General features: G+C 47.3%; 15 protein-coding genes. 4 read left to right on the top strand and 11 right to left on the bottom strand.

The features are described from left to right. Positions 1-210: 210 nt before the first annotated feature. On the bottom strand, positions 211-2,076 hold the full coding sequence (locus tag L4D19_RS11750) for an MFS transporter (RefSeq protein WP_428452625.1): 1,866 nt from the start codon (positions 2,074-2,076) through the stop codon (positions 211-213). Positions 2,077-2,300: 224 nt separating this feature from the next. Here L4D19_RS11750 and L4D19_RS11755 point away from each other — a divergent pair, with 224 nt between their 5' ends. Further along, positions 2,301-3,341 (top strand): helix-turn-helix domain-containing protein, encoded by a 1,041-nt coding sequence (locus tag L4D19_RS11755; protein WP_428452626.1) that lies wholly within the window; start codon positions 2,301-2,303, stop codon positions 3,339-3,341. A gap of 4 nt (positions 3,342-3,345) precedes the next feature. On the opposite strand, the gene L4D19_RS11760 is transcribed toward L4D19_RS11755, so the two are convergent. Both L4D19_RS11760 and L4D19_RS11765 read right to left on the bottom strand, forming a co-directional pair. Beyond that, entirely contained in the window at positions 3,346-4,395 is a 1,050-nt protein-coding gene (locus tag L4D19_RS11760) for an alpha/beta hydrolase family protein (protein ID WP_428452627.1), read from the bottom strand. A 244-nt stretch (positions 4,396-4,639) separates the two neighbouring features. Next, positions 4,640-6,646 carry a TonB-dependent siderophore receptor gene (locus L4D19_RS11765; protein WP_428452628.1) on the bottom strand — a complete coding sequence of 669 codons (2,007 nt, stop codon included), beginning with the start codon at positions 6,644-6,646 and terminating at the stop codon, positions 4,640-4,642. A 117-nt stretch (positions 6,647-6,763) separates the two neighbouring features. Between L4D19_RS11765 and L4D19_RS11770 the strand changes: the two genes are divergently transcribed. Further along, complete coding sequence (locus tag L4D19_RS11770) at positions 6,764-7,732, top strand: helix-turn-helix domain-containing protein (RefSeq protein WP_428452629.1); 969 nt, start codon at positions 6,764-6,766, stop codon at positions 7,730-7,732. Here L4D19_RS11770 and L4D19_RS11775 read toward each other — a convergent pair. Together L4D19_RS11775 and L4D19_RS11780 are read right to left on the bottom strand one after the other, a co-directional pair. Then, positions 7,729-8,166, bottom strand: a complete 438-nt coding sequence (locus tag L4D19_RS11775) for a MarR family winged helix-turn-helix transcriptional regulator (RefSeq protein ID WP_428452630.1) — start codon at positions 8,164-8,166, stop codon at positions 7,729-7,731. The genes L4D19_RS11770 and L4D19_RS11775 overlap by 4 nt on opposite strands. Next, a complete protein-coding gene (locus L4D19_RS11780) occupies positions 8,163-8,786 on the bottom strand; it encodes a DJ-1/PfpI family protein (RefSeq protein WP_428452631.1) in 624 nt (207 codons plus the stop codon). Before L4D19_RS11780 ends, L4D19_RS11775 begins: the two co-directional genes overlap by 4 nt. A 266-nt stretch (positions 8,787-9,052) precedes the next feature. On the opposite strand from L4D19_RS11780, the gene L4D19_RS11785 reads away from it, so the two are divergent. Next, the gene (locus L4D19_RS11785) at positions 9,053-10,429 is read left to right on the top strand and encodes an L-serine ammonia-lyase (protein ID WP_428452632.1); all 1,377 of its coding nucleotides are present in this window, start codon (positions 9,053-9,055) and stop codon (positions 10,427-10,429) included. Between the two features lie 79 nt (positions 10,430-10,508). Here L4D19_RS11785 and L4D19_RS11790 read toward each other — a convergent pair whose 3' ends face one another. The 5 genes from L4D19_RS11790 to L4D19_RS11810 form a co-directional block, all read right to left on the bottom strand. Then, positions 10,509-11,348, bottom strand: a complete 840-nt coding sequence (locus tag L4D19_RS11790; protein WP_428452633.1) for a bifunctional helix-turn-helix domain-containing protein/methylated-DNA--[protein]-cysteine S-methyltransferase — start codon at positions 11,346-11,348, stop codon at positions 10,509-10,511. After that, the gene (locus tag L4D19_RS11795) at positions 11,341-12,228 is read right to left on the bottom strand and encodes a DMT family transporter (protein WP_428452634.1); all 888 of its coding nucleotides are present in this window, start codon (positions 12,226-12,228) and stop codon (positions 11,341-11,343) included. The genes L4D19_RS11790 and L4D19_RS11795 overlap by 8 nt, the downstream gene beginning before the upstream one ends. A 186-nt stretch (positions 12,229-12,414) precedes the next feature. Beyond that, a complete protein-coding gene (locus tag L4D19_RS11800) occupies positions 12,415-13,155 on the bottom strand; it encodes a DeoR family transcriptional regulator (RefSeq protein ID WP_428452635.1) in 741 nt (246 codons plus the stop codon). 86 nt (positions 13,156-13,241) lie between these two features. Next, positions 13,242-15,665, bottom strand: coding sequence for a formate C-acetyltransferase/glycerol dehydratase family glycyl radical enzyme (locus tag L4D19_RS11805; RefSeq protein WP_428452636.1), 2,424 nt, complete (start codon positions 15,663-15,665; stop codon positions 13,242-13,244). Between the two features lie 2 nt (positions 15,666-15,667). Beyond that, entirely contained in the window at positions 15,668-16,567 is a 900-nt protein-coding gene (locus L4D19_RS11810; protein WP_428452637.1) for a glycyl-radical enzyme activating protein, read from the bottom strand. Positions 16,568-16,721: 154 nt separating this feature from the next. On the opposite strand from L4D19_RS11810, the gene L4D19_RS11815 reads away from it, so the two are divergent. Continuing rightward, positions 16,722-17,396, top strand: coding sequence for a fructose-6-phosphate aldolase (locus tag L4D19_RS11815; RefSeq protein ID WP_428452638.1), 675 nt, complete (start codon positions 16,722-16,724; stop codon positions 17,394-17,396). Between the two features lie 334 nt (positions 17,397-17,730). Here the strand turns inward: L4D19_RS11815 and L4D19_RS11820 are convergent. Beyond that, the coding region (locus tag L4D19_RS11820) for a hypothetical protein (protein ID WP_428452639.1) at positions 17,731-18,649 on the bottom strand (919 nt) is incomplete at its 5' end.

The following is an 18,649-nucleotide window of genomic DNA, read 5'->3' on the forward strand; positions in this document are numbered from 1 at the left end:
TATCCGTGCTTCAAGGGCTGTGTAAAAATCCATCTAGAGTAAAAAATCTAATCAAGTCCAATATATTATGCAACAGTTGTATCAAAGTTTTTTTTTGAAGTAATAAATGGAACCGGAAGTCTCATATAGTGATACTTTTTTGCTTGCAATAAAGCCCAACCTGCCTATGAAAAGCAGGTTGAGCGAGTAGTGACTATGTGATTCGAGCTCTTAGCTGGCTATTAATTGCTGTACTTTCTCCTGAAGATCTTTCGCCGACACCTGCTCCGGTTCGACTGCCTTGCCGGCAACAATCTCTACTTTTGACCAGAAACGAGATGGCAAAGTCGTAAACGCACGCCCTTTTTCATGACTAAAGAACGAGCCCCATACGCCAATCAAGCCTAAAGGAACAACCGGCACCGGATTACGGCTGATAATTTTCTCTATCCCTTTCTTAAACTCATTCATCTCACCAGTTCTGGTCAACTTTCCTTCAGGGAAAATACATACTATTTCCCCAGCAGTGAGCTCCTCACTAATCCGGTCAAAGGCCTGTTGATAGATTTTGGGTGACTTCCCCTGAGCACAGATAGGAATGGCCTTGATCCATTTGAAGAAATACTTAACCACCGGCATATTGGCAATGTCTTTATCCATCACAAACCTTACCGGGCGGCGGGAGGCCCCGGCTATCAGCAATGCATCGACATAGCTGACATGATTACAAACCAATACCGCTGCCCCTTCTTCGGGAATATTATCCAAGCCTTTGTGATTAATACGATACACAGTATGCGTCAGCAGCCAGACCATAAAACGGAGCATGAACTCATGGACCTGCGAGAATACATAGATAGCCACCAGCACATTGCCGATTGACAGTACCAGGAACAGCTCAAGAATTGTCAGCTCGAAAACGTTCAACAAGAGAACGGCCACAGCAGCGCTCAGTACCATGAACAAGGCATTCATCACGTTATTGGCAGCAATGGTCTGGGCACGACTTTTGGCTTCACTTCGTTGTTGGATCAAGGCATTCAGAGGAACAACAAAAATCCCACCAAAGGCACTCACCATAGCCAAATCAAACAACATCCGAAGATTTTCGCCATAAGTAACGAATTCACTGGCTGTAATACCCGACTCAACGACAACCTGCTGACTGGCAAAATACAGATCAAAACCGAACACACTAATACCAATGGCGCCAATCGGAATGATCCCCAGCTCAACCTGACCGCCGGATAGCTTTTCGCAAAGCAGCGATCCGACAGCAATGCCAACAGAAAAGACGGTCAGCAACACAGTCACCAACTGAGGATTGCCCCCCAGATAATCACGGGCAAAGTTCGGCAGTTGGGTTAAATATGTCGCGCCAATAAACCAAAACCAACTAATAGCCAGAATTGACAGGAAGATAGTGCGATCTTTACGAGCATGATTAACTGTTCTGACCAACTGGGTGAAGGGGTTCCAGTTCACCACCAGCGACGGGTCATTCGCCTTGGCGTGAGGTATGAAACGGCTGCTCAGATACCCCAACACCGAAAGCGCCAGCACCGATACCGTCACCAATAGCGTTGAATTCTCGGTGGTAAATAGCAAACCGGCAGCAACCGTACCGCCGAGAATCGCCACAAACGTCCCCATTTCAACAACCGCATTACCCCCTACCAGCTCACGATCGCTCAGGTGCTGTGGCATCAGGGCAAACTTTACCGGTCCAAACAACGCAGACTGGGCTCCCATCAGGAACAGGATAGCCAGCAGTGCCGGTACATAGTTAAACCACAGGGCAATCGCCCCTGCAGACATAATGACAATTTCGGCCAGTTTAATCTTACGGATCAGCGCAGACTTCTCGTACTTGTCGGCAAGCTGTCCGCCGATTGGTGAGAGCAAGAAGAATGGCAGGATAAACAATCCGGCAGCCAGGTTAATCAACGAAGTGCTTTCTGTCTGACTGTATATCCCGGAGAACGCAATAAACAGCAGCAACACATTCTTAAATAGATTGTCGTTAAACGCCCCTAATGCCTGTGTACCGAAGAAGGGAAGAAAACGTTTCTTCCCCAACAATGAAAACTGATTCATGACCTGCCCCTTGCTGTATTCGATCTTTGATTTCCCTTGATGATGCTAATCTACACCACAATCGAACACTGTACAATTATATTTTGAAGTATTTTTGAACGATCTTCGGTAAAGCAAGAGAATACAGCTTGATGCTTTGAATATGAGCCAGGAATTACAACAGCTTGGAAACCACTCATGCAACCTCTATCATGTTGTTTCTTTTATAGAGTTTTGAAAGGACAATGATGCTGGCACTTCCGGTTCCTATAATCGTCTCCCTGATACTATGTACTCTGGCTATGCTCTTATTTCGCCAGAAACGACAGCGTATATTGCCTATCATCAGCTTTTTACTCGTCAGTGCAATTAGTACCCTACTGGTTGGATTAAGGTGGGGATATGGATTAGATGATCTGCGCTTTGCTCAACCTATTGCCGCTGCCAGCCTTCCTCCATTATTGGCATGGAGCCTGTCTGCAACCTTGGGACTCACTTCCCGCAGTCAACTCCTGGGGGTAACCATCCCCATATCTGCCGGACTCATGTTTCTTATTTCGCCCTTAAAGCCGCTTCTCGATCCATTCATCCTCAGCGTTTATTTCGGATATGCCATATGGCTGATCAAGCTGGGAACCAGCAATTCCGATGGCTTCAGTTTTGTCCGGTTTCACTCACTGAAAAAGGCTAGCCACCTGTGCTATATGGCTTCAGTCGTATTGCTAGCGGCATTTATGATAGACATGCTCATTCTAATTGATCTCACACACTTCAACGGAGATTATACGCCCGCCATTCTCTCCATCTCACACAGTGCAATCGTCGTCCTGTTAACGGCGACTCTGACTGTGACGTTAACAATCAGCCACCAGCTCAAAGATGATAATAACTCTACAGAAGTTCCAGAGCAGAAGACTGAGCCATCTATAAATCAAGCCTCTCAGGAAGATAATCTGACGGTGCTAAACACAGTCGTTACCCTCCTGGAAAAACAAGAACTATTCTGCGACCCTGATTTAAACTTGGCTCGTCTGGCGCGTAAGGCAGGTATCCCGAGTCGGAAAATTTCAGCTGCGGTCAATCAAATGAATGAACAGAATGTCTCGCAGCTCATCAATACTTATCGCATAGATAAAGCCCAAACACTGCTAGTTCAAACTCGCCACAGTGTCACGGAGATCTACGGCATGGTAGGTTTTAATACCAAATCAAACTTTAACCGTGAATTCTTACGTCAAACAGGAATGACACCGAGCGACTATCGCCGCTCGGCCCAAGGTACCTAGATAGCTAAATAGCGGTGAAGTTTTCTTCAAGAAAGGTCATTATCCGTTTAGTGAATGTCGCATGTAACTGCTCACGAGTCTTCTTTGTGCCGTCCACACACACAATACCATCACCGGGAGACTCCGCTTCAATAAGCTGCTGAGCACTCGGCTTGCATCGCTGAATAAAGCTGAAGTGACTGGCTTGCTGATACACCTGATAATCTCCGGGCGAAATGGGCAGGTTCTTCGCTAAATAACCCGATTCAAGCGAATATGGCAGACCGATAGTGTCGGTTCCGGCAGCGATAATCAGAACTGGCGTCGTTATCTTTTTCAAGGTGGCAGGTAGAAAGCTATGCGCCAATCCGAGATCTAAGCTCACCACCGCTGAAATGCGGGTATCATGAACATTAAGACCTTGGTGCTGAACATTGGTATCGCCTGTAACTGTTAAGCCCAGCTCTCTAGTAATACTACAGCCCCTTTTTAGACGGATGTCCCGACACTTCTCCACTAAATGGTGAATATCTGTTGTCGCACCGGCAATATTCATGACCGTCCAACCACCAAGAGAATGACCAATGGCTGCTATTCGATTTAGATCAACAGCACCGGCAATCTCGGGATTAGCAGTCAGTTTATCGATGATACGGCTCAGATCTCGTGGACGTTCATACCATTGAGAAGCCGCAACAGGATCCGTGTTAAACGTTGTGGTTCCAGGGTGGTTCGGGGCAGCAACGAGATAGCCAGCTTCTGCCAACCGAGCTGCCAGCCAGCTCATATTGCGCCAGTTCCCCCGATAACCATGAGAAAGTAACACAAGCGGTTTTGGAGTTTGGGCGATAGGAGACGCTGACTTAATCGCATAGACACCATTAAACGCGGTGTTGTCACCAATCAGCTCAGCCTCAGATGATGACTCTGTAGTAGGGTACCAAAGTGCGACCTGCAAAGGACGATCAGGATTGGCCTCGTCCACCTCGGTCATCTTCCACCCCACTTGCCAAGACCAGGCAGGCATCGAAAATACAAGCAGCAACAAGGCGGTGAGTCGCCATCTTTTTATCATAAACATCATTTCCTCACGGTACTATCAAATCAGTCTATATTTTCGTTAACCTGCTAATTTAAAAGACCTAAAACACGATTTAGTACGTACAAAATACAGATTTGCTACCAGAGATAACGCTATGCTCTCTACTCTGGAAAACAACACTACATAGCCACCAATGATGGATAGAAACATTGCTTACAGACGGCAAATAAAAAAGCGGCCCTCTTTACGGAGAGCCGCCATAGTTATTTCAACCGATTTAGAACTGATATGCCGCTGACAGTTTGAAGTTACGACCCGGCTCCAGGTCATCCAGCGTAATGCCTCGTGCGGTACCTGAACGCGATGCATGAGATGCATAAGCCTCGTCAAAGATATTGTCGATACCAAAGGTAACCGCTAGGCCGTCAACAGTCTGAGGGACCCATTGTGCGTACAGGTTATGGACGTTGTAACCCTCTTTGATTGGCTGGCCAGCCTGAACGTTATCTTCGTCACGAACCAGAATTGATGACCAGCCGAAGATGGTATCCAGCGAGTCAGCCTGGTAATCCAGCGTCAAGGCGATGCTGTCACCGACGTCCATGCTGCGACCATTACCGCCAATAACCGGACCGCCATTAGTCTTATCTTCCATATCTGACTTAGAGTAAGAAAGCTTACTGTTAAAGGCGTCATAACCGTAAGAAACAGAAGCCTCAAAGCCTTTGATTTCTACATCACCCAAGTTAGAGATCAGGTAAGATCTAGTCGCTCTCTGATAAGTTTCCACAATATAATTGTCAATATCAGTCTGGAACAGGGTCAGATCTGCACCGAAGAAGTGCTCTTCGACATACTTATTGAAACGCACACCACCCTGAGTATTCAGACCGGTTTCCGGCTTAATATCATCGGCAAGGAAAGCCACATCCTGGTAACGGATGAAGGTTTCCATCAGCTCAGGACCTTTAAACAGGCTACGCGTACTGGCAAACAGCGTAATGTCTTCCGTAACGCCCCACTCTGTTGCAAGTGCCCAGGTTACGTCATCAAAATCTTTCGTTCCAGTCATGGCTTTACGCTCATAATCGTCAAAACGAATACCGGCAGTAATAGAGAATCTGTCAGTAAAGAAGATCTGATCCTCGAAGAATACCGCACTAGAAATTGCCGTCTCATCCATAAATTGGTTACCGCCATAGGAGCTGGATGAGTTTTTATCGATATAGTCAGCACCGTATGTCGCGACATTCTCTAGCGAAGCCAGACTGTAGTCAGACTGGAACTTGACATTCACACCGACATTTTCGTTTTTCGCTGTATTCATCGACAAACGAGATGACGGCCAGCGTGGTGCCATCACGCTCTCGTCACGGACAATTTCCGTTTCAGAGGAGTAAACAGACACCTTACCCCGCGTGGTATCACCTCTTAACTCATAACTCAGAGTCACCGTATCACGGTCGTAATCTGTCGGGATCAGCTTGTCCTTAGATAGGCTCTGGTTCGCCTCGCCTGCCATATCAGGTCGTGGGTTATAGTCACCACTGTCGCGATACATATCGTAGGCAAGTTCAAAACGGTGCTCATCGCTCAGCTCATAACCCAATTTGGTAAGAATGTTGTAAACATCACCCGCAGCACCAAAGGTGGTATCGCCATTGCCGTCTTCAAAGTTCTCTCGGTTTACATAATGGCCGTAAACCATGGCATCAAGCTTTTCACCCAGTAATCCATACAGAGTGATTGAACCTTGCTGACTATCATTCGACGCATAACCGCCAAATACACGTACGCCAAACTCTTCATCGTAGCGCAGCAGCTCTTTGGCATCTTTGGTTTCAAAGTATACGGCGCCACCCAGGCCACTCTGAGTCACTGAGTTGTTACCAACCTGAATATCAACAGACTTTAGAATATCTGGGTTCAGCGTCAGGTTACCAATGTGGTGAAACATATTGGCATGCTGCGAAGCACCATCTAAACGAATATCAAGATCGGTTTCGCCCAAACCGCGAATCGTAATACGCTGGTTAACAGAGTGCGTACCACCAACGTCCACACCCGGGATATCACGCAAAAGATCAGACATGTGATCGGCCTGCTTCAGTGACATATCCTCAGACAGCATCGATTCGCTGCTACTGGTCACTTTGGTTCCCCATACCAAGACTTCTTCCAGGTGAGAGGTCTCTTCCTGGGCTAGTACGTTGCCTGACAAAGCGATGCCAATGGCTAAGCATAAAGTGGAATGTTTAATGATAGAGCGCTGCTGCCTTTCCATGAAAGTTTTCCCGAATGTAAATGATAATAATTCGCAACTATGATAAGTTTCATTCCTATCAATACAAAGCTGATTAGCTTATGCGAAAACGCATAAACGTTATTAGGAATGGTCAAGATGGTGCTCACAACAGAGAAGCGCAAAAAGCTGCAGAAGATTGCTTTAACTGAAAAAGTCGAAGAGACCGAAAAGCAGTTTATTGTCACCAAAGGGCAAGCCCGAAAAACATCACTGGCTGAGGGGCACTTTATATCCTATAGCTACGCTAATGCCATCTCTCTCCATGGCGGTAATAGTACAGAACTGACCGATTCCAATATCATTTCAACGGCGCCGAGCACGCTGATCATTATCATTTTGCTCAAAGGCAAACTCAGTTTCGGCTTCGATGATATGGAATTTGACTTCGATGCCTCGCAAGAACCATGCGCCGTTGTGGTTAACCTCGCCAAGCCCGCAAATTTTCGACGCACATTGCTTGAAAACAACCAGGTGGCCAAACTCAACATTTCCATTCAACCGAACTGGATTAAAGACAAAATTTCCGAAGACTGCCCCATCAGCGACTTTATCGCCAGCCACAAAACGAGCTTTCCCATCAAGCTAACTGAAGAAATGCTCGAACTGGCGACAGAGATTATTGCCTGTCATACACCGCAAAGTATCAATAACAAACTGAAACTTGAGTGCCTGGCGCATCAGTTGATTGGTGATGTCTTCGAGCAACTGGCTGATATGCCAAAACCCCCAAAAAGTCTGGCACCGCCAACTGATTACACTCAAATCGAGGATATCGTCAGCTATATCGAAACCCACCTCGACCAGGACCTAAGCCTAGAGCAGTTAGCAAAGACCTTTTCGATGAGTGTCTCGAACCTCCAACGCCGCTTCAAACATTCACTAAACCTGACCATAAAGGGATATATCCGCTACCGTAGACTGGAGATCGCCAAGCAACATCTGGAATCGGGTTTGATCGGCATTACCGAGGCAGCTTATGAGGCTGGTTACCACCATCCCTCAAATTTCACCAATGCCTTCAAGCGTACTTTCGGAGTTCCGCCACATGCCATCGCCAGGGCTTAATCAATAGCGTCTAGTGCATATTGCAGTTGAGTAAGCGCTTCTGACAACTCGGCCATTCGCTCTTTGCCGAGCTCCGCTTCAAGCCGTTTTGCGTAATCAGCATGTTGCGGGCCGATTTTTCCGATGGCCTCCAATCCTTTATCCGTCGGTGTTAACAGCATGGCTTTACGATGAGACGGGTTCGGCATGAACTGAATCATTCTGTCTTCTATCAACTGGGTGCTGGTTCTCTGAACACTCTGTCGTGTTATGCCCATACGACGTGCTATTTCCGCCTGGGTTAATGGTTCGTTGAGGACCGCGCCCAATACCTGCCATCGTGTTGCCGTCAGCCCTGCAGGCTCAGCAAGCTGCTCAGCAATTTTCAAAAAACGACCATTGAGCGCAAACACTGTCAGTGCCATTGAACTCAACCTGTCTTGACGATCACTCACTTTGAATGTTCCTCCATCAATTGATAAAAACCTGCCGGATCCTTATGTTCAAATAACTGCCACCAGGCCTCCAGCGTATTGTCTGCATAAAGGCCAAGTTTACGAAAAATCTCTGCCGCAAAGGCTACCGGCGCGACCCCGCTTGCCGTAATCAGGTTCCCACCCGTTACAGCAGGTTTATCGATATAACAGTCACTCCCCTTGTAGCCTGTCATTTGCAGAAATTCCTTGGCATTGCTGGTATGTGGCAGCTCATCAAGCAAGCCTCGTTTTGCCAACGCAGCGGTCGCACCACATATTGCGGCAACAGGAACATCAGCACTCAGAAAACGTGCAGCCATATCAACGAAAAGTTCAATACCACCATCTGCTGCAGTATCCGCACCAGGCAAAATCAATAGTTGGCTGTCATTTGGCTCCAACCTATCCAGACTAAGATCTGGGAGGATACTGATCCCACCCTTGGTCGTGACCGGCTCAAGCGTCTCACCGACAGTCCTGATCTCAAAATGTCCCGGTGATTTCTGAAATTCTGGTGAGTTGATATGAGCAACGACATAGCCATACTCCCAGTCGGCCATCGTGTCATACACTGCCAGGTGAATTGTTGCCTTCTTCATATGTAACCCTTCCCTCATGAATATGACAGCATGCTTACACTTTGACAGTGCGCTGTCAATTTTACTGTTAATTCTAAGGATCAGATCTGCCATTTCTTATCATCTATTCCTTATAGCTATTTTTCTCAGAGGTGTGATGTAGATTAAGTTTCCTAAAAGAAACCTTTGTTCACTACGGTGGAATTTGTCTAATATGTTTCGCAATTGTTAAGAAACATGGCGAGCGCAGCAGTCCTCGCCCGTTAGAAAAGCATGGAGACAGGTAAATGCCACATAGTATTTTTGAGCTATTCAAGGTTGGAGTCGGCCCTTCCAGCTCCCATACTGTAGGACCGATGGCAGCGGCTGCAGGCTTTGCCACTTTCTTAGTTGAGCAAGAGCTGCTTGACCAAACATTTTCTGTGAAGGTTGACCTCTACGGCTCGCTCGCCTTAACCGGCCTTGGGCATGCCACCGACATTGCCTGTGTCATGGGGCTGATGGGAGAACTCCCTGAAACGATAGAAGCCGATGACATCCCTACCATGGTCAGTATGGTTAAAGGCTCCCGCGATCTCCCATTAGCCGGCAAGCGTTTTGTTCCTTTCGACTGGTCAAAAGATATCGTGTTCCACAACGATACTTTCCTTCCGGAGCACCCTAACGGCATGACTTGTACGGTATACGATCAAGAAGGCAAGATCGTAGCCGAAAAAACCTACTTTTCTATCGGTGGCGGAGCCATTGTCGCCAAAGGTGACGCAGAACAAGAAGCGGCTTCAACATCGCCTCTTCCTTACCCATTCCGCTCCGGAAACAAACTCCTGGCACTGTGCAAGGAGCACCAGCTAACCATTGCCGAAATCATGCACGCCAACGAACAGGCACGTAATGACGAGGATCCAACCGCTCGTCTGGATCACGTCTGGTCAGTAATGGATCAATGTATTAAGCGCGGAGTAGCACAAACAGGGGTACTGCCCGGCAGCCTCAAGCTCAAGCGTCGTGCTAACAAAATCCACCAGGATCTGACGGCAAGAGAAGAACGTGGCGAGCAGGTAGACTCTCAGGAATGGGTCAACTTGTATGCCATGGCCGTCAACGAGGAAAATGCGGCCGGAGGCAAAGTCGTAACGGCCCCGACTAACGGCGCGGCTGGCGTGATCCCTGCTGTTCTGGCCTACTACATCCAGTTTGTCGCCCCCAAAAATCAGGACAACGTACAAAAAGGCATCCATGATTTCCTGGCAACATCAGCAGCCATCGGCTCACTGTACAAAACCAATGCTTCGATTTCAGCGGCCGAAGTCGGCTGTCAGGGAGAGATCGGTGTGGCCTGCTCTATGGCCGCCGCTGGCCTGACAGAAGTGATGGGGGGCACCCCGGAGCAGGTAGAAAACGCAGCAGAAATTGCCATGGAACATAACCTCGGGCTGACGTGCGATCCTATCGACGGCCTGGTTCAGGTGCCATGCATCGAGCGTAATACCATGGGAGCGGTAAAGGCCATTAATGCCTGCCGATTAGCCCTGAGCGGTGACGGCTCCCACCATGTTTCTTTGGATGATGTCGTCAAAACCATGCACCAAACCGGGCTGGACATGATGAATCATTACAAGGAAACCTCTCTCGGCGGACTGGCGATAAATGTCACTGCCTGCTGATATCGCCTAACTTCCGCTACACCAATAACCTCCGGTTTGACCGGAGGTTATTTCATTCTTCGATGTTTTCTAAAGATCTCTACTTTAACGCAGCATTTTCCCAGCCAAGAATGGCAGATTTGCGGTCGGTTCCCCAGCGGTAGTTACCAATATCACCGTTATTCTTTATCACCCGATGACAAGGTATTAAGTAGCCAATAGTATTATTCGCCAATGCGGTACCAACGGCTCTTGATGCCCTTGGGGAACCAATTAATTGTGACACCTGAGAATATGAAAGCTGCTGGGCGGGATGGGTATTTATCATTGCCTCCCAGACCTTAACCTGAAAGTTTGTCCCCTTGAGTACCAAGTGAATCTTGCCTCGCTCTAGCGGCGAGGCAAATATCTTCTGACTTAATAGCTGAGCTTCTGTGTTGTTTAAGGTAAAGCTCGCCTTTGGCCATTGGCTATACAGGTCGCTAACAATAACTTGTCGTTGATTATCGATAAACTGAAGGTAGCATATACCTCGTCCTGTCCACCCCAATACTGCTTCACCAAACGGTGTAGAAGCCACACCATACTGAACAGAGACTCCCTCGCCAGCCTTCTTCATTTCACCCGGTGTCATCGCCTCGCATGTCACCATAAGATCATGAAGCCGACTTGTGCCTGATAGCCCGACATTATGACTTGCTTCAATAAGGTTGCTCGTATCCCTTAATGCATCTATTGCCGCTTGCTTGGTGACAAACTGTAGAAAACGCTTGGGAGAAATACCCGCCCACTCGGAAAATACTCTTTGCAGGTGGTGCTCACTCATATGCACGGCAGTCGCAATCTCGGCCAGAGTCGGCTGTCTATCAAAGTGTTGGTGAATGTAGTGTATCGCCTCTTCTACAACACGATAATGACGATGCGATTCAATATTATCCATTCGCAATTGCCTTCTGCCTGAGGAGCTGCTTGGGAGAAAAGCCTGTTACAAACATAGTTCCCACTACGACGAGCACCGAACCGACCAAAGTGTTCATACCGATCTCTTCATCGAGGAAAAGGTGTCCCCAAAAAATACCGAACACAGGTATCAGGAAGGTTACCGAGAGCGCGGAAGACGCCCCTAGATCAACGATCAATCGGAAATAGATTAAATACGCGATACCTGTACACACCACACCGAGCAAGAAGACCGCCAGAGCAATATTAAGATTAGGATCTTCCCGAACTGGTACAAACGGCAGGAAAGGCACAACGATAAGGACCGCAGCCCACATACTGCCATGCGCATTGTTGAACGACTCAATTTTCGGTGCATTCTTGGCGTAGTTAGAGGCAATACCATAACAAAACGCCGCCATTATCGCGGCGGTTATAGGAAGAATGGCATTCTCGCCGATATTGGCAGCTTCCCAACCAACCAACACACTCACCCCGACAATACCCATGCATAACCCGAGTAAGACACGTTTAGACAGGGCCGTCTTGGTCCAAATCGCACCTATTATCGCCCCCCAGATAGGCGCAGTAGAGTTCAGAATCGAAAGAGACGAAGCGTTCAACGTCTGCGCAGAATAGGCGAACAGCAAAAATGGCAAAGCAGTATTGAACAGCCCCAGGATAAAATAGTGTTTAGCGTTGGCAACAAACTGGAGGTTCTTCTTTAGGTAAAAAGAAACCGCGAGCAAGGTAATCGCCGCAAATGCTACCCTGGCTTCAATCAGGACTGCCGGGCCGAGAGGGGTTGCGGCAATGCGCATAAAAAGGAATGACCCACCCCAGATTGCAGCTAAGGTAAGAAGTCTGAGAAAGCTTGTCATATTCATAATCCAAAAGTGCTGTTAACTTTTGACACTTTGAATGAATACAACGTTTTGCTCAACCCGATTCTTGCTATCTTTCTAAAACGATGTGCAATCTCCGAATTCCATAAACAGGAATACATCGCCAGCTAAAACAAAAGCCCATTACTCAAACTGCTAACACTGGCTGCCATGCATAGTTGGCTAGCCACACAACACGTCCACACCCTGGCTTTTCAGAGCGTCGATATCATCTTTAGGTGCAGCATCATCGGTCAGCAAAATTGATATTTCACTGGTTTTGCCGATTGAAGACGGATAAATCTGACCAAACTTGCTGGAGTCGGTCAACACAATATTGCGGCGGTTCTTGCCGATGATCGTTTCGGCAATTTCTGCCCGCATCATATCCCGACTGGTAAAGCCGGTATCCTGGTGGTAGCCGTCAATGCCCAGAAAGGCGGTGCTGAAATGAATATTCTGAATACACAGCTTGGTTAACGGGCCAACCAGGCTCTCCCCCTGATGCTGGTATACGCCGCCAAGCAAGATAATATTGGCAGCGGAGTTGCGAATAAGATGAGCAATATAGGCAGAAGGCGTAATGATCGTCACATCGCCGCGCTCAGCCAGTGTTCGGGCCAACAGTGCATTGGCACTGCCCCCTTCAATCAACACCGTTTCGTTCGGTGCCACCAGCTCGGCCGCTTTATTGGCAAGCTGCTGTTTGATATCGAATCGGACTTCAAGACGTGCATTCACATCATCACTCTGAAGCGCCATCGCGGCACCATGAACACGTTTCAGATAACCCTGCTGCTCAAGAAAATTAAGATCCTGGCGGATGGTTACCCCCGAGACACCCACTAAATCAGACAAGTCGGTAACCTGTACCCGCTTGCGTTCGTTGACGATTTGTAAGATCTCGTTTTGTCTTGAATTCACAGTGTTTCTCCATAAAAAAGGCCGAGTCAGTGTAACTCAGCCTTCTTTCATTTGAAACTACTGTAAGCGCGTAGTTGAAAGTCTACTTACAAGTCATGCTCGGTACGGGCAATGATATCGTCCTGCGCATCTGGCGACAGCGCCGTAAAGAATGCCGAGTAGCCGGCAACCCGCACCACCAGATCACGATATTGCTCAGGGTTCTTCTTCGCCGCCAGCAAGGTATCACGCGATACGATGTTGTACTGCACGTGCCAGCCCTTGTGATGGTTAAAGAAAGTACGGATCAACATAGACAGCTTCAGTTTGTCCCCTTCCGAGGCAACCGCAGCCGGTGACAGCTTCTGGTTCAGCAGCACACCGCCCAAAATCTGATTCACCTGAATTTTGCCGACCGAGTTATAAACCGCCGTCGGCCCCAGACGGTCCGAGCCTGATGACGGGCTTGCGCCTTCCGCCAAAGGTGTGGTTGCCTTGCGACCATCTGGCGTCGCCATGGTGGACGCCCCGAATGGCACGTTGGCTGAAATGCTCGACGTGCCTGCGTAGTAACCGCCACCAATTGGGCCACGGCCGTAGCGAGTATTCACAAACTGGGCAAGCTCATCAATATAGGCCTGGTATGCTTCCGCCAACAGGCTGTCAACAGCATCATCATCGTTACCGTATTTCGGCGCGAAGTTAATCAGGCGCTGGCGAAGCTGTTCGTTCTCGCTGCCGGCAAAATCGTCTGCCAATGCTTTTGCCAGTTCAGGCTGGCTGATTTGCGCCTCATCAAACACTAGGTGTTTAACCGCTGCCAGACTGTTGCCCAGGTTGGCAATACCGACCTGCAGACCAGAAACCCAGTCGTATTTTGCCCCACCCTCTTTGACGGTTTGACCACGCTCAAGGCAACTATCGACCAATGACGAACAGAAGATATCCTGCGCCTGCTGCTCCAGCACTGTATCGACCACGGTATCAATCTCAATCGACTTACGTGTGTAGTAACGTACCTGATCACGCCAGGATTGCATCACTTCAGCGAAGTTCGCAAAATTTCCTTTCCCCAGCGATTTGTCATGTGGCAGGAAGGCTTTACCCGATGTGGCATCCACACCTTCATTGAGTGCTGCCAGCAAGATACGGGCAAAGTTGATAAAGCTCATACCAGTACAACGGTAGCCCCATTTGCCCGGCACCGCCGTTTCGATACAGCCGATCGAGGCGTAGTTATAGGCGTCTTCTTTCTCCACCCCCAGCTTGATGAACTCAGGGATCACGATTTCATCGTTGTTAAATGCCGGCATACCAAAGCCGCATTTGATCACCTCAATACAGCCCATTAAAAACGCTTGGTCTAACCCTTCGTGATAACGAACACTCAGGTTTGGCTGGGTAGAACGCAGCTGGCCGCAAGATTCCAAAATCGCCCACGACAGAGGATTGACCGCATCTTCCGGCGTCCCGTCTTCATTCAGCGTCTGACCACCAATACAGACGTTTTGATACAGCGGTGAACCTGCCGATGCTTTAGAGTGTGCCCCCGAGCGGATCTTGTTTACTTCCAGCAGCTTAAGCCAGCAGCTTTGAAGCAGTTCGAGTGCAAAACCCTTCTCAATAGTGCCGCTCTCAAGGTCACGCACGTAGTAATCATTCAGGAACTGATCCATCCGGCCAAACGACACCGAGTGACCATTTGATTCAATTTGCAGCATCAGCTGAACAAAGTAGCTCAACTGCAATGCTTGCCAGAAAGTCTCTGGGGCATCGGTGGACACATGACGGCAGTTCGCCGCAATCATTTCAAGCTCTGCCTTACGAGCCGGACGCGCTTCGTCTTTTGCCATTGACTCGGCAAGCTCGGCATAGCGCACCATGTGCGCCTGGATCGCCAGCAACACAATCTCGACCGACTTATAGAACTGCTCTTTCTTCAGTCCCTCAAACGTAGACACATCATTGGTTGCACGGTACTGGCGAACTTCCTCAATCAGGCCGTTCATACCCAGCTCGAGGATCTTCTCGTTATCCACCGCAAGGTGAGCATCGCCTGAGGTCATATTGCCTTCGGCCTTGATGATGGTGGTTGCCAGAATGTCCTGCTGCTCGTCGGTAAACAGGCCATAACAGCGATCTTGTACCGTCTTACCACGCCAGTAAGGTGTCAGACGGTGAATAATCTGCTTGTCTTGTTCGGTTACCGCAAACCCCGCCCCCGGGCGGTCAGCCAGCTCATCAATCTCGGCCTCAATCCAACGAACCGTGTATTCAGGGAATATAGGTGCAGCACGCACTTTACTTGCCTGATTACCGATCACCAGTTCATCGTGTTTGATCCAGATAGTACGTGTACGCAGGTGCTCCTCTAGCGCCAGTGCACGCTGAACAATCACAGGCTTGTCTTCATTGGCTTGATAAGCCTTGGTATATGCCTCTGCACGTTCAGTACAAATCGGCGGGGTGACAATATTTACCAGCTCAGCTTTGTGTGCTTTGATGCGCTCAGGCAGAAAATTTAAGTCCATGATTAACCTCTGATGGTCACGTTAAGTTGGGTATTGTTGCTCGCGTATTGCTGTACTCTCTGGAGCAGCTCCGGATTATTCAGCGGTTGGTCCGAACATTCGTAGGGCATATCGAGCAAGCGATATTTGTTGATGCCGAGTGTGTGGTACGGCAGCAGATGAAGCTCTTTGCAGCTTTCAAGTGAAGCTGCAAAATCAATAATTTGTTGAAGCTCTTGGTCTGTATCGTTAAAGCCCGGTACGACTGGCACACGGATCACAATACGTTTGGCAATAGGCGCCAGCTTGCGGAAGTTATCTTTGATGCGCTTGAGCGAACCCTTGGCCCAGCTCAGAAACTTCTCTTCATCGGTATGTTTGAGATCGGCCAGCCAGCAATCGATATGAGGTGCCGCTTTCTCGATATTCTTCCAGGGCACATGCATGCATGATTCAATCGCCGTAGGAACATCAGCATCGTGCAAACGCATTGCTAGCTCGGTCACCAAGTCTGGCTGCATAAGCGGCTCGCCGCCCGAGAAAGTCACCCCACCACCGCTTTGGTCATAAAAGGGCTTATCTTTCATTAGGGTATCGAATAGATAGTCACTTTCTGCTTCTTTCCCACACACGGTTAACGCCTCAGTCGGGCAAACTCTTTTCAGTGCGATTAGCTCGTCGTCCCTGATCTGCTTGCGATTGATGACAAGCGTATCACCATCACGCTCAATGCCCTGGCTAGCACCGACGCATAGGTTGCAATCAGCCATACAGCTTCGCTCGTCAAACAAGACAGAGTGCTTTTCACTGCGACTTTCAGGGTTTTGACACCAAGGACAAGCCAGGCTGCAGCCTTTCAAAAACAAGATAGAGCGAATGCCGTCCCCGTCATGAGTCGAAAATCGTTGAATATTAAAATACATCCTATTCCTCGCTGTCGGTCTATTGGATAACCGCGACACCTTCATTAAATGAAATTATTATACTTTCAAATGAAAGTTCAATTGATCTTAATCAAGATCTAAACAACTAGCGGGATCTATAGTTTGTCTATCAACAGAAACGAGACCTATACCCATGATCGAACTCTACCTAGACACTGCCGATATTGAAGAAGTAAAGCGTTTTGATAGCTGCCTGCCACTGAAAGGGGTAACAACCAACCCGAGCATTCTGGCCAAGTCGAAGCAAGGGCTTAACGAAACCCTAAAAGGAATGAGTGAAGCATTAAGTACAACACCAAGGTTTCACGCCCAGGTAGTCAGTACAGATGTAGAGGGAATGGTTGAAGAAGCACGCCAACTCAATGAAATGCCTTATGATATGGTGGTAAAAGTACCGGCAACAGAAGTCGGCCTTGCCGCTATTAAGCTGATGAAAAAAGAAGGTATTCAGGTACTAGCTACGGCAATTTACTCCGCTCAGCAAGGTTTTCTGGCGGCACTTTGCGGCGCTGACTACCTCGCCCCGTATGTAAACCGCATCGATGCCATGAATGGTAACGGTGTGGAAGTGGTTGCCGATCTTCAACTGCTGCTTGATCAGAACCAGTTACCGGCCAAGATCCTGGCCGCTAGCTTTAAGAATACCCAACAAGCGATGGAAGTGATGAAGCTAGGTATCGAGGCCATCACACTGCCTGTCGATATTGCCGCTCAGATGTTCGCCCACCCGGCAGTACAACCAGCTGTGGATCAGTTTGATCAAGACTGGAAAGGCACGTTTGGCGACAAGCTTTCATTTGAAAGTTAATTGAAAATTTGAATAAACAAAAGCCACGATAACTACTAAAAACAGTTATTGTGGCTTTTGGTGTGCGACTATAGAATGCGACTATCGAGACCTTTTTAGTATATGGCTAACGTGGAATTGGACAGAACCGAGCCAGCGACTTTGCTAATTTAGCAAATCATGAATAACTTTAGGTATTGCAAAGTCGCTTAAGTAACTTTCTAGTTTTGGTGGTGCAGTCCAAGCGCAGTTGTTTAAATTACTCGGTCAATTATATGAAGCGTTTATTCATGAAAAGGCTTCTGGGCTCTCGGCTAGCCTTGTTATGTTTCTAAAGCAACCAGGTTACCAATTTTCATGATATAGATATGTAATTGAATAAACCTAATCTTCTTATTTTTTTTACTTTTTCAATTTTAGCCTTCTTGGCGCTTTGTGGGTCATCATAAGTCAAATTGTTATTCCAAGTTTCAAACACATGAGGAGGCATAGATATTTCCCTCATAAACTCATTATACTTTTTAGTCCCTTCTTTTACTCCTAGTTCTCTTATAAAATCTTCCTTCATCGATGGAGATTCTTCATCCATTTGACTAGAAATTATTTCTTCCTCAATAAAATCGAATAATTTTCTATGTAATTCACTATGATATATTCTTTGTAATTCGATGACTGACTCCTGAGGGCAAGGGTAATAGTCTTGCACCTTTCCCCCTCTTTCAATATGGACTAAAAGCATCTTTCTTGACTTTACATTCTTATCACCAAAATAAGAGATATACGAATTAACATCCTCTATTATCTCTTTTGAAATAATATAAAAAATATAATTTACAACCTTACTTGCCTCTTCAATAAAGTCATATGTCAGATTTAACAGATCAAAATCAAAACCACTGTTTAATTCTTTGTCAAAACTGTAGCTAATTCTTTTATCCTCACTCAAAACATCTTTATTTATTAATATTTTTGGTTTGCCATCAGAATATGATAGATAAAAAGGTACATTTGAAAAATGTTGAATATAATTCCTTAGCTTAGTAAATGTTTTGTAACCTTGCTTGTTTTCAATAAGAAATGATAACATCTGGATTAACCTAGAGTGTGGCAAATCATTTTTGTCTGGAAAAGATTTCTTTACATATTCAATCAATTGATAGTAAGAATTAACACAGCTAAACAAGCAACGCTCCAACTTTAAAAGGTCATTGCTACCTAAAAAATTTTTCTTTACCAAACCTATAAGAGTAGAGTCAATTTCTCTTATTAAAGAC

This window comes from Photobacterium kasasachensis (assembly GCF_050336885.1).
In the GTDB taxonomy this organism is placed as follows: domain Bacteria; phylum Pseudomonadota; class Gammaproteobacteria; order Enterobacterales; family Vibrionaceae; genus Photobacterium; species Photobacterium kasasachensis.

What these genes read in the sequence shown, in the direction of transcription:
- L4D19_RS11750 (WP_428452625.1), bottom strand. Translation starts at nt 2,076, where the DNA reads ATGAATCAGTTTTCATTGTTGGGGAAGAAACGTTTTCTTCCCTTCTTC.
- L4D19_RS11755 (WP_428452626.1), top strand. Translation starts at nt 2,301, where the DNA reads ATGATGCTGGCACTTCCGGTTCCTATAATCGTCTCCCTGATACTATGT.
- L4D19_RS11760 (WP_428452627.1), bottom strand. Translation starts at nt 4,395, where the DNA reads ATGATAAAAAGATGGCGACTCACCGCCTTGTTGCTGCTTGTATTTTCG.
- L4D19_RS11765 (WP_428452628.1), bottom strand. Translation starts at nt 6,646, where the DNA reads ATGGAAAGGCAGCAGCGCTCTATCATTAAACATTCCACTTTATGCTTA.
- L4D19_RS11770 (WP_428452629.1), top strand. Translation starts at nt 6,764, where the DNA reads ATGGTGCTCACAACAGAGAAGCGCAAAAAGCTGCAGAAGATTGCTTTA.
- L4D19_RS11780 (WP_428452631.1), bottom strand. Translation starts at nt 8,786, where the DNA reads ATGAAGAAGGCAACAATTCACCTGGCAGTGTATGACACGATGGCCGAC.
- L4D19_RS11785 (WP_428452632.1), top strand. Translation starts at nt 9,053, where the DNA reads ATGCCACATAGTATTTTTGAGCTATTCAAGGTTGGAGTCGGCCCTTCC.
- L4D19_RS11790 (WP_428452633.1), bottom strand. Translation starts at nt 11,348, where the DNA reads ATGGATAATATTGAATCGCATCGTCATTATCGTGTTGTAGAAGAGGCG.
- L4D19_RS11795 (WP_428452634.1), bottom strand. Translation starts at nt 12,228, where the DNA reads ATGACAAGCTTTCTCAGACTTCTTACCTTAGCTGCAATCTGGGGTGGG.
- L4D19_RS11805 (WP_428452636.1), bottom strand. Translation starts at nt 15,665, where the DNA reads ATGGACTTAAATTTTCTGCCTGAGCGCATCAAAGCACACAAAGCTGAG.
- L4D19_RS11810 (WP_428452637.1), bottom strand. Translation starts at nt 16,567, where the DNA reads ATGTATTTTAATATTCAACGATTTTCGACTCATGACGGGGACGGCATT.
- L4D19_RS11815 (WP_428452638.1), top strand. Translation starts at nt 16,722, where the DNA reads ATGATCGAACTCTACCTAGACACTGCCGATATTGAAGAAGTAAAGCGT.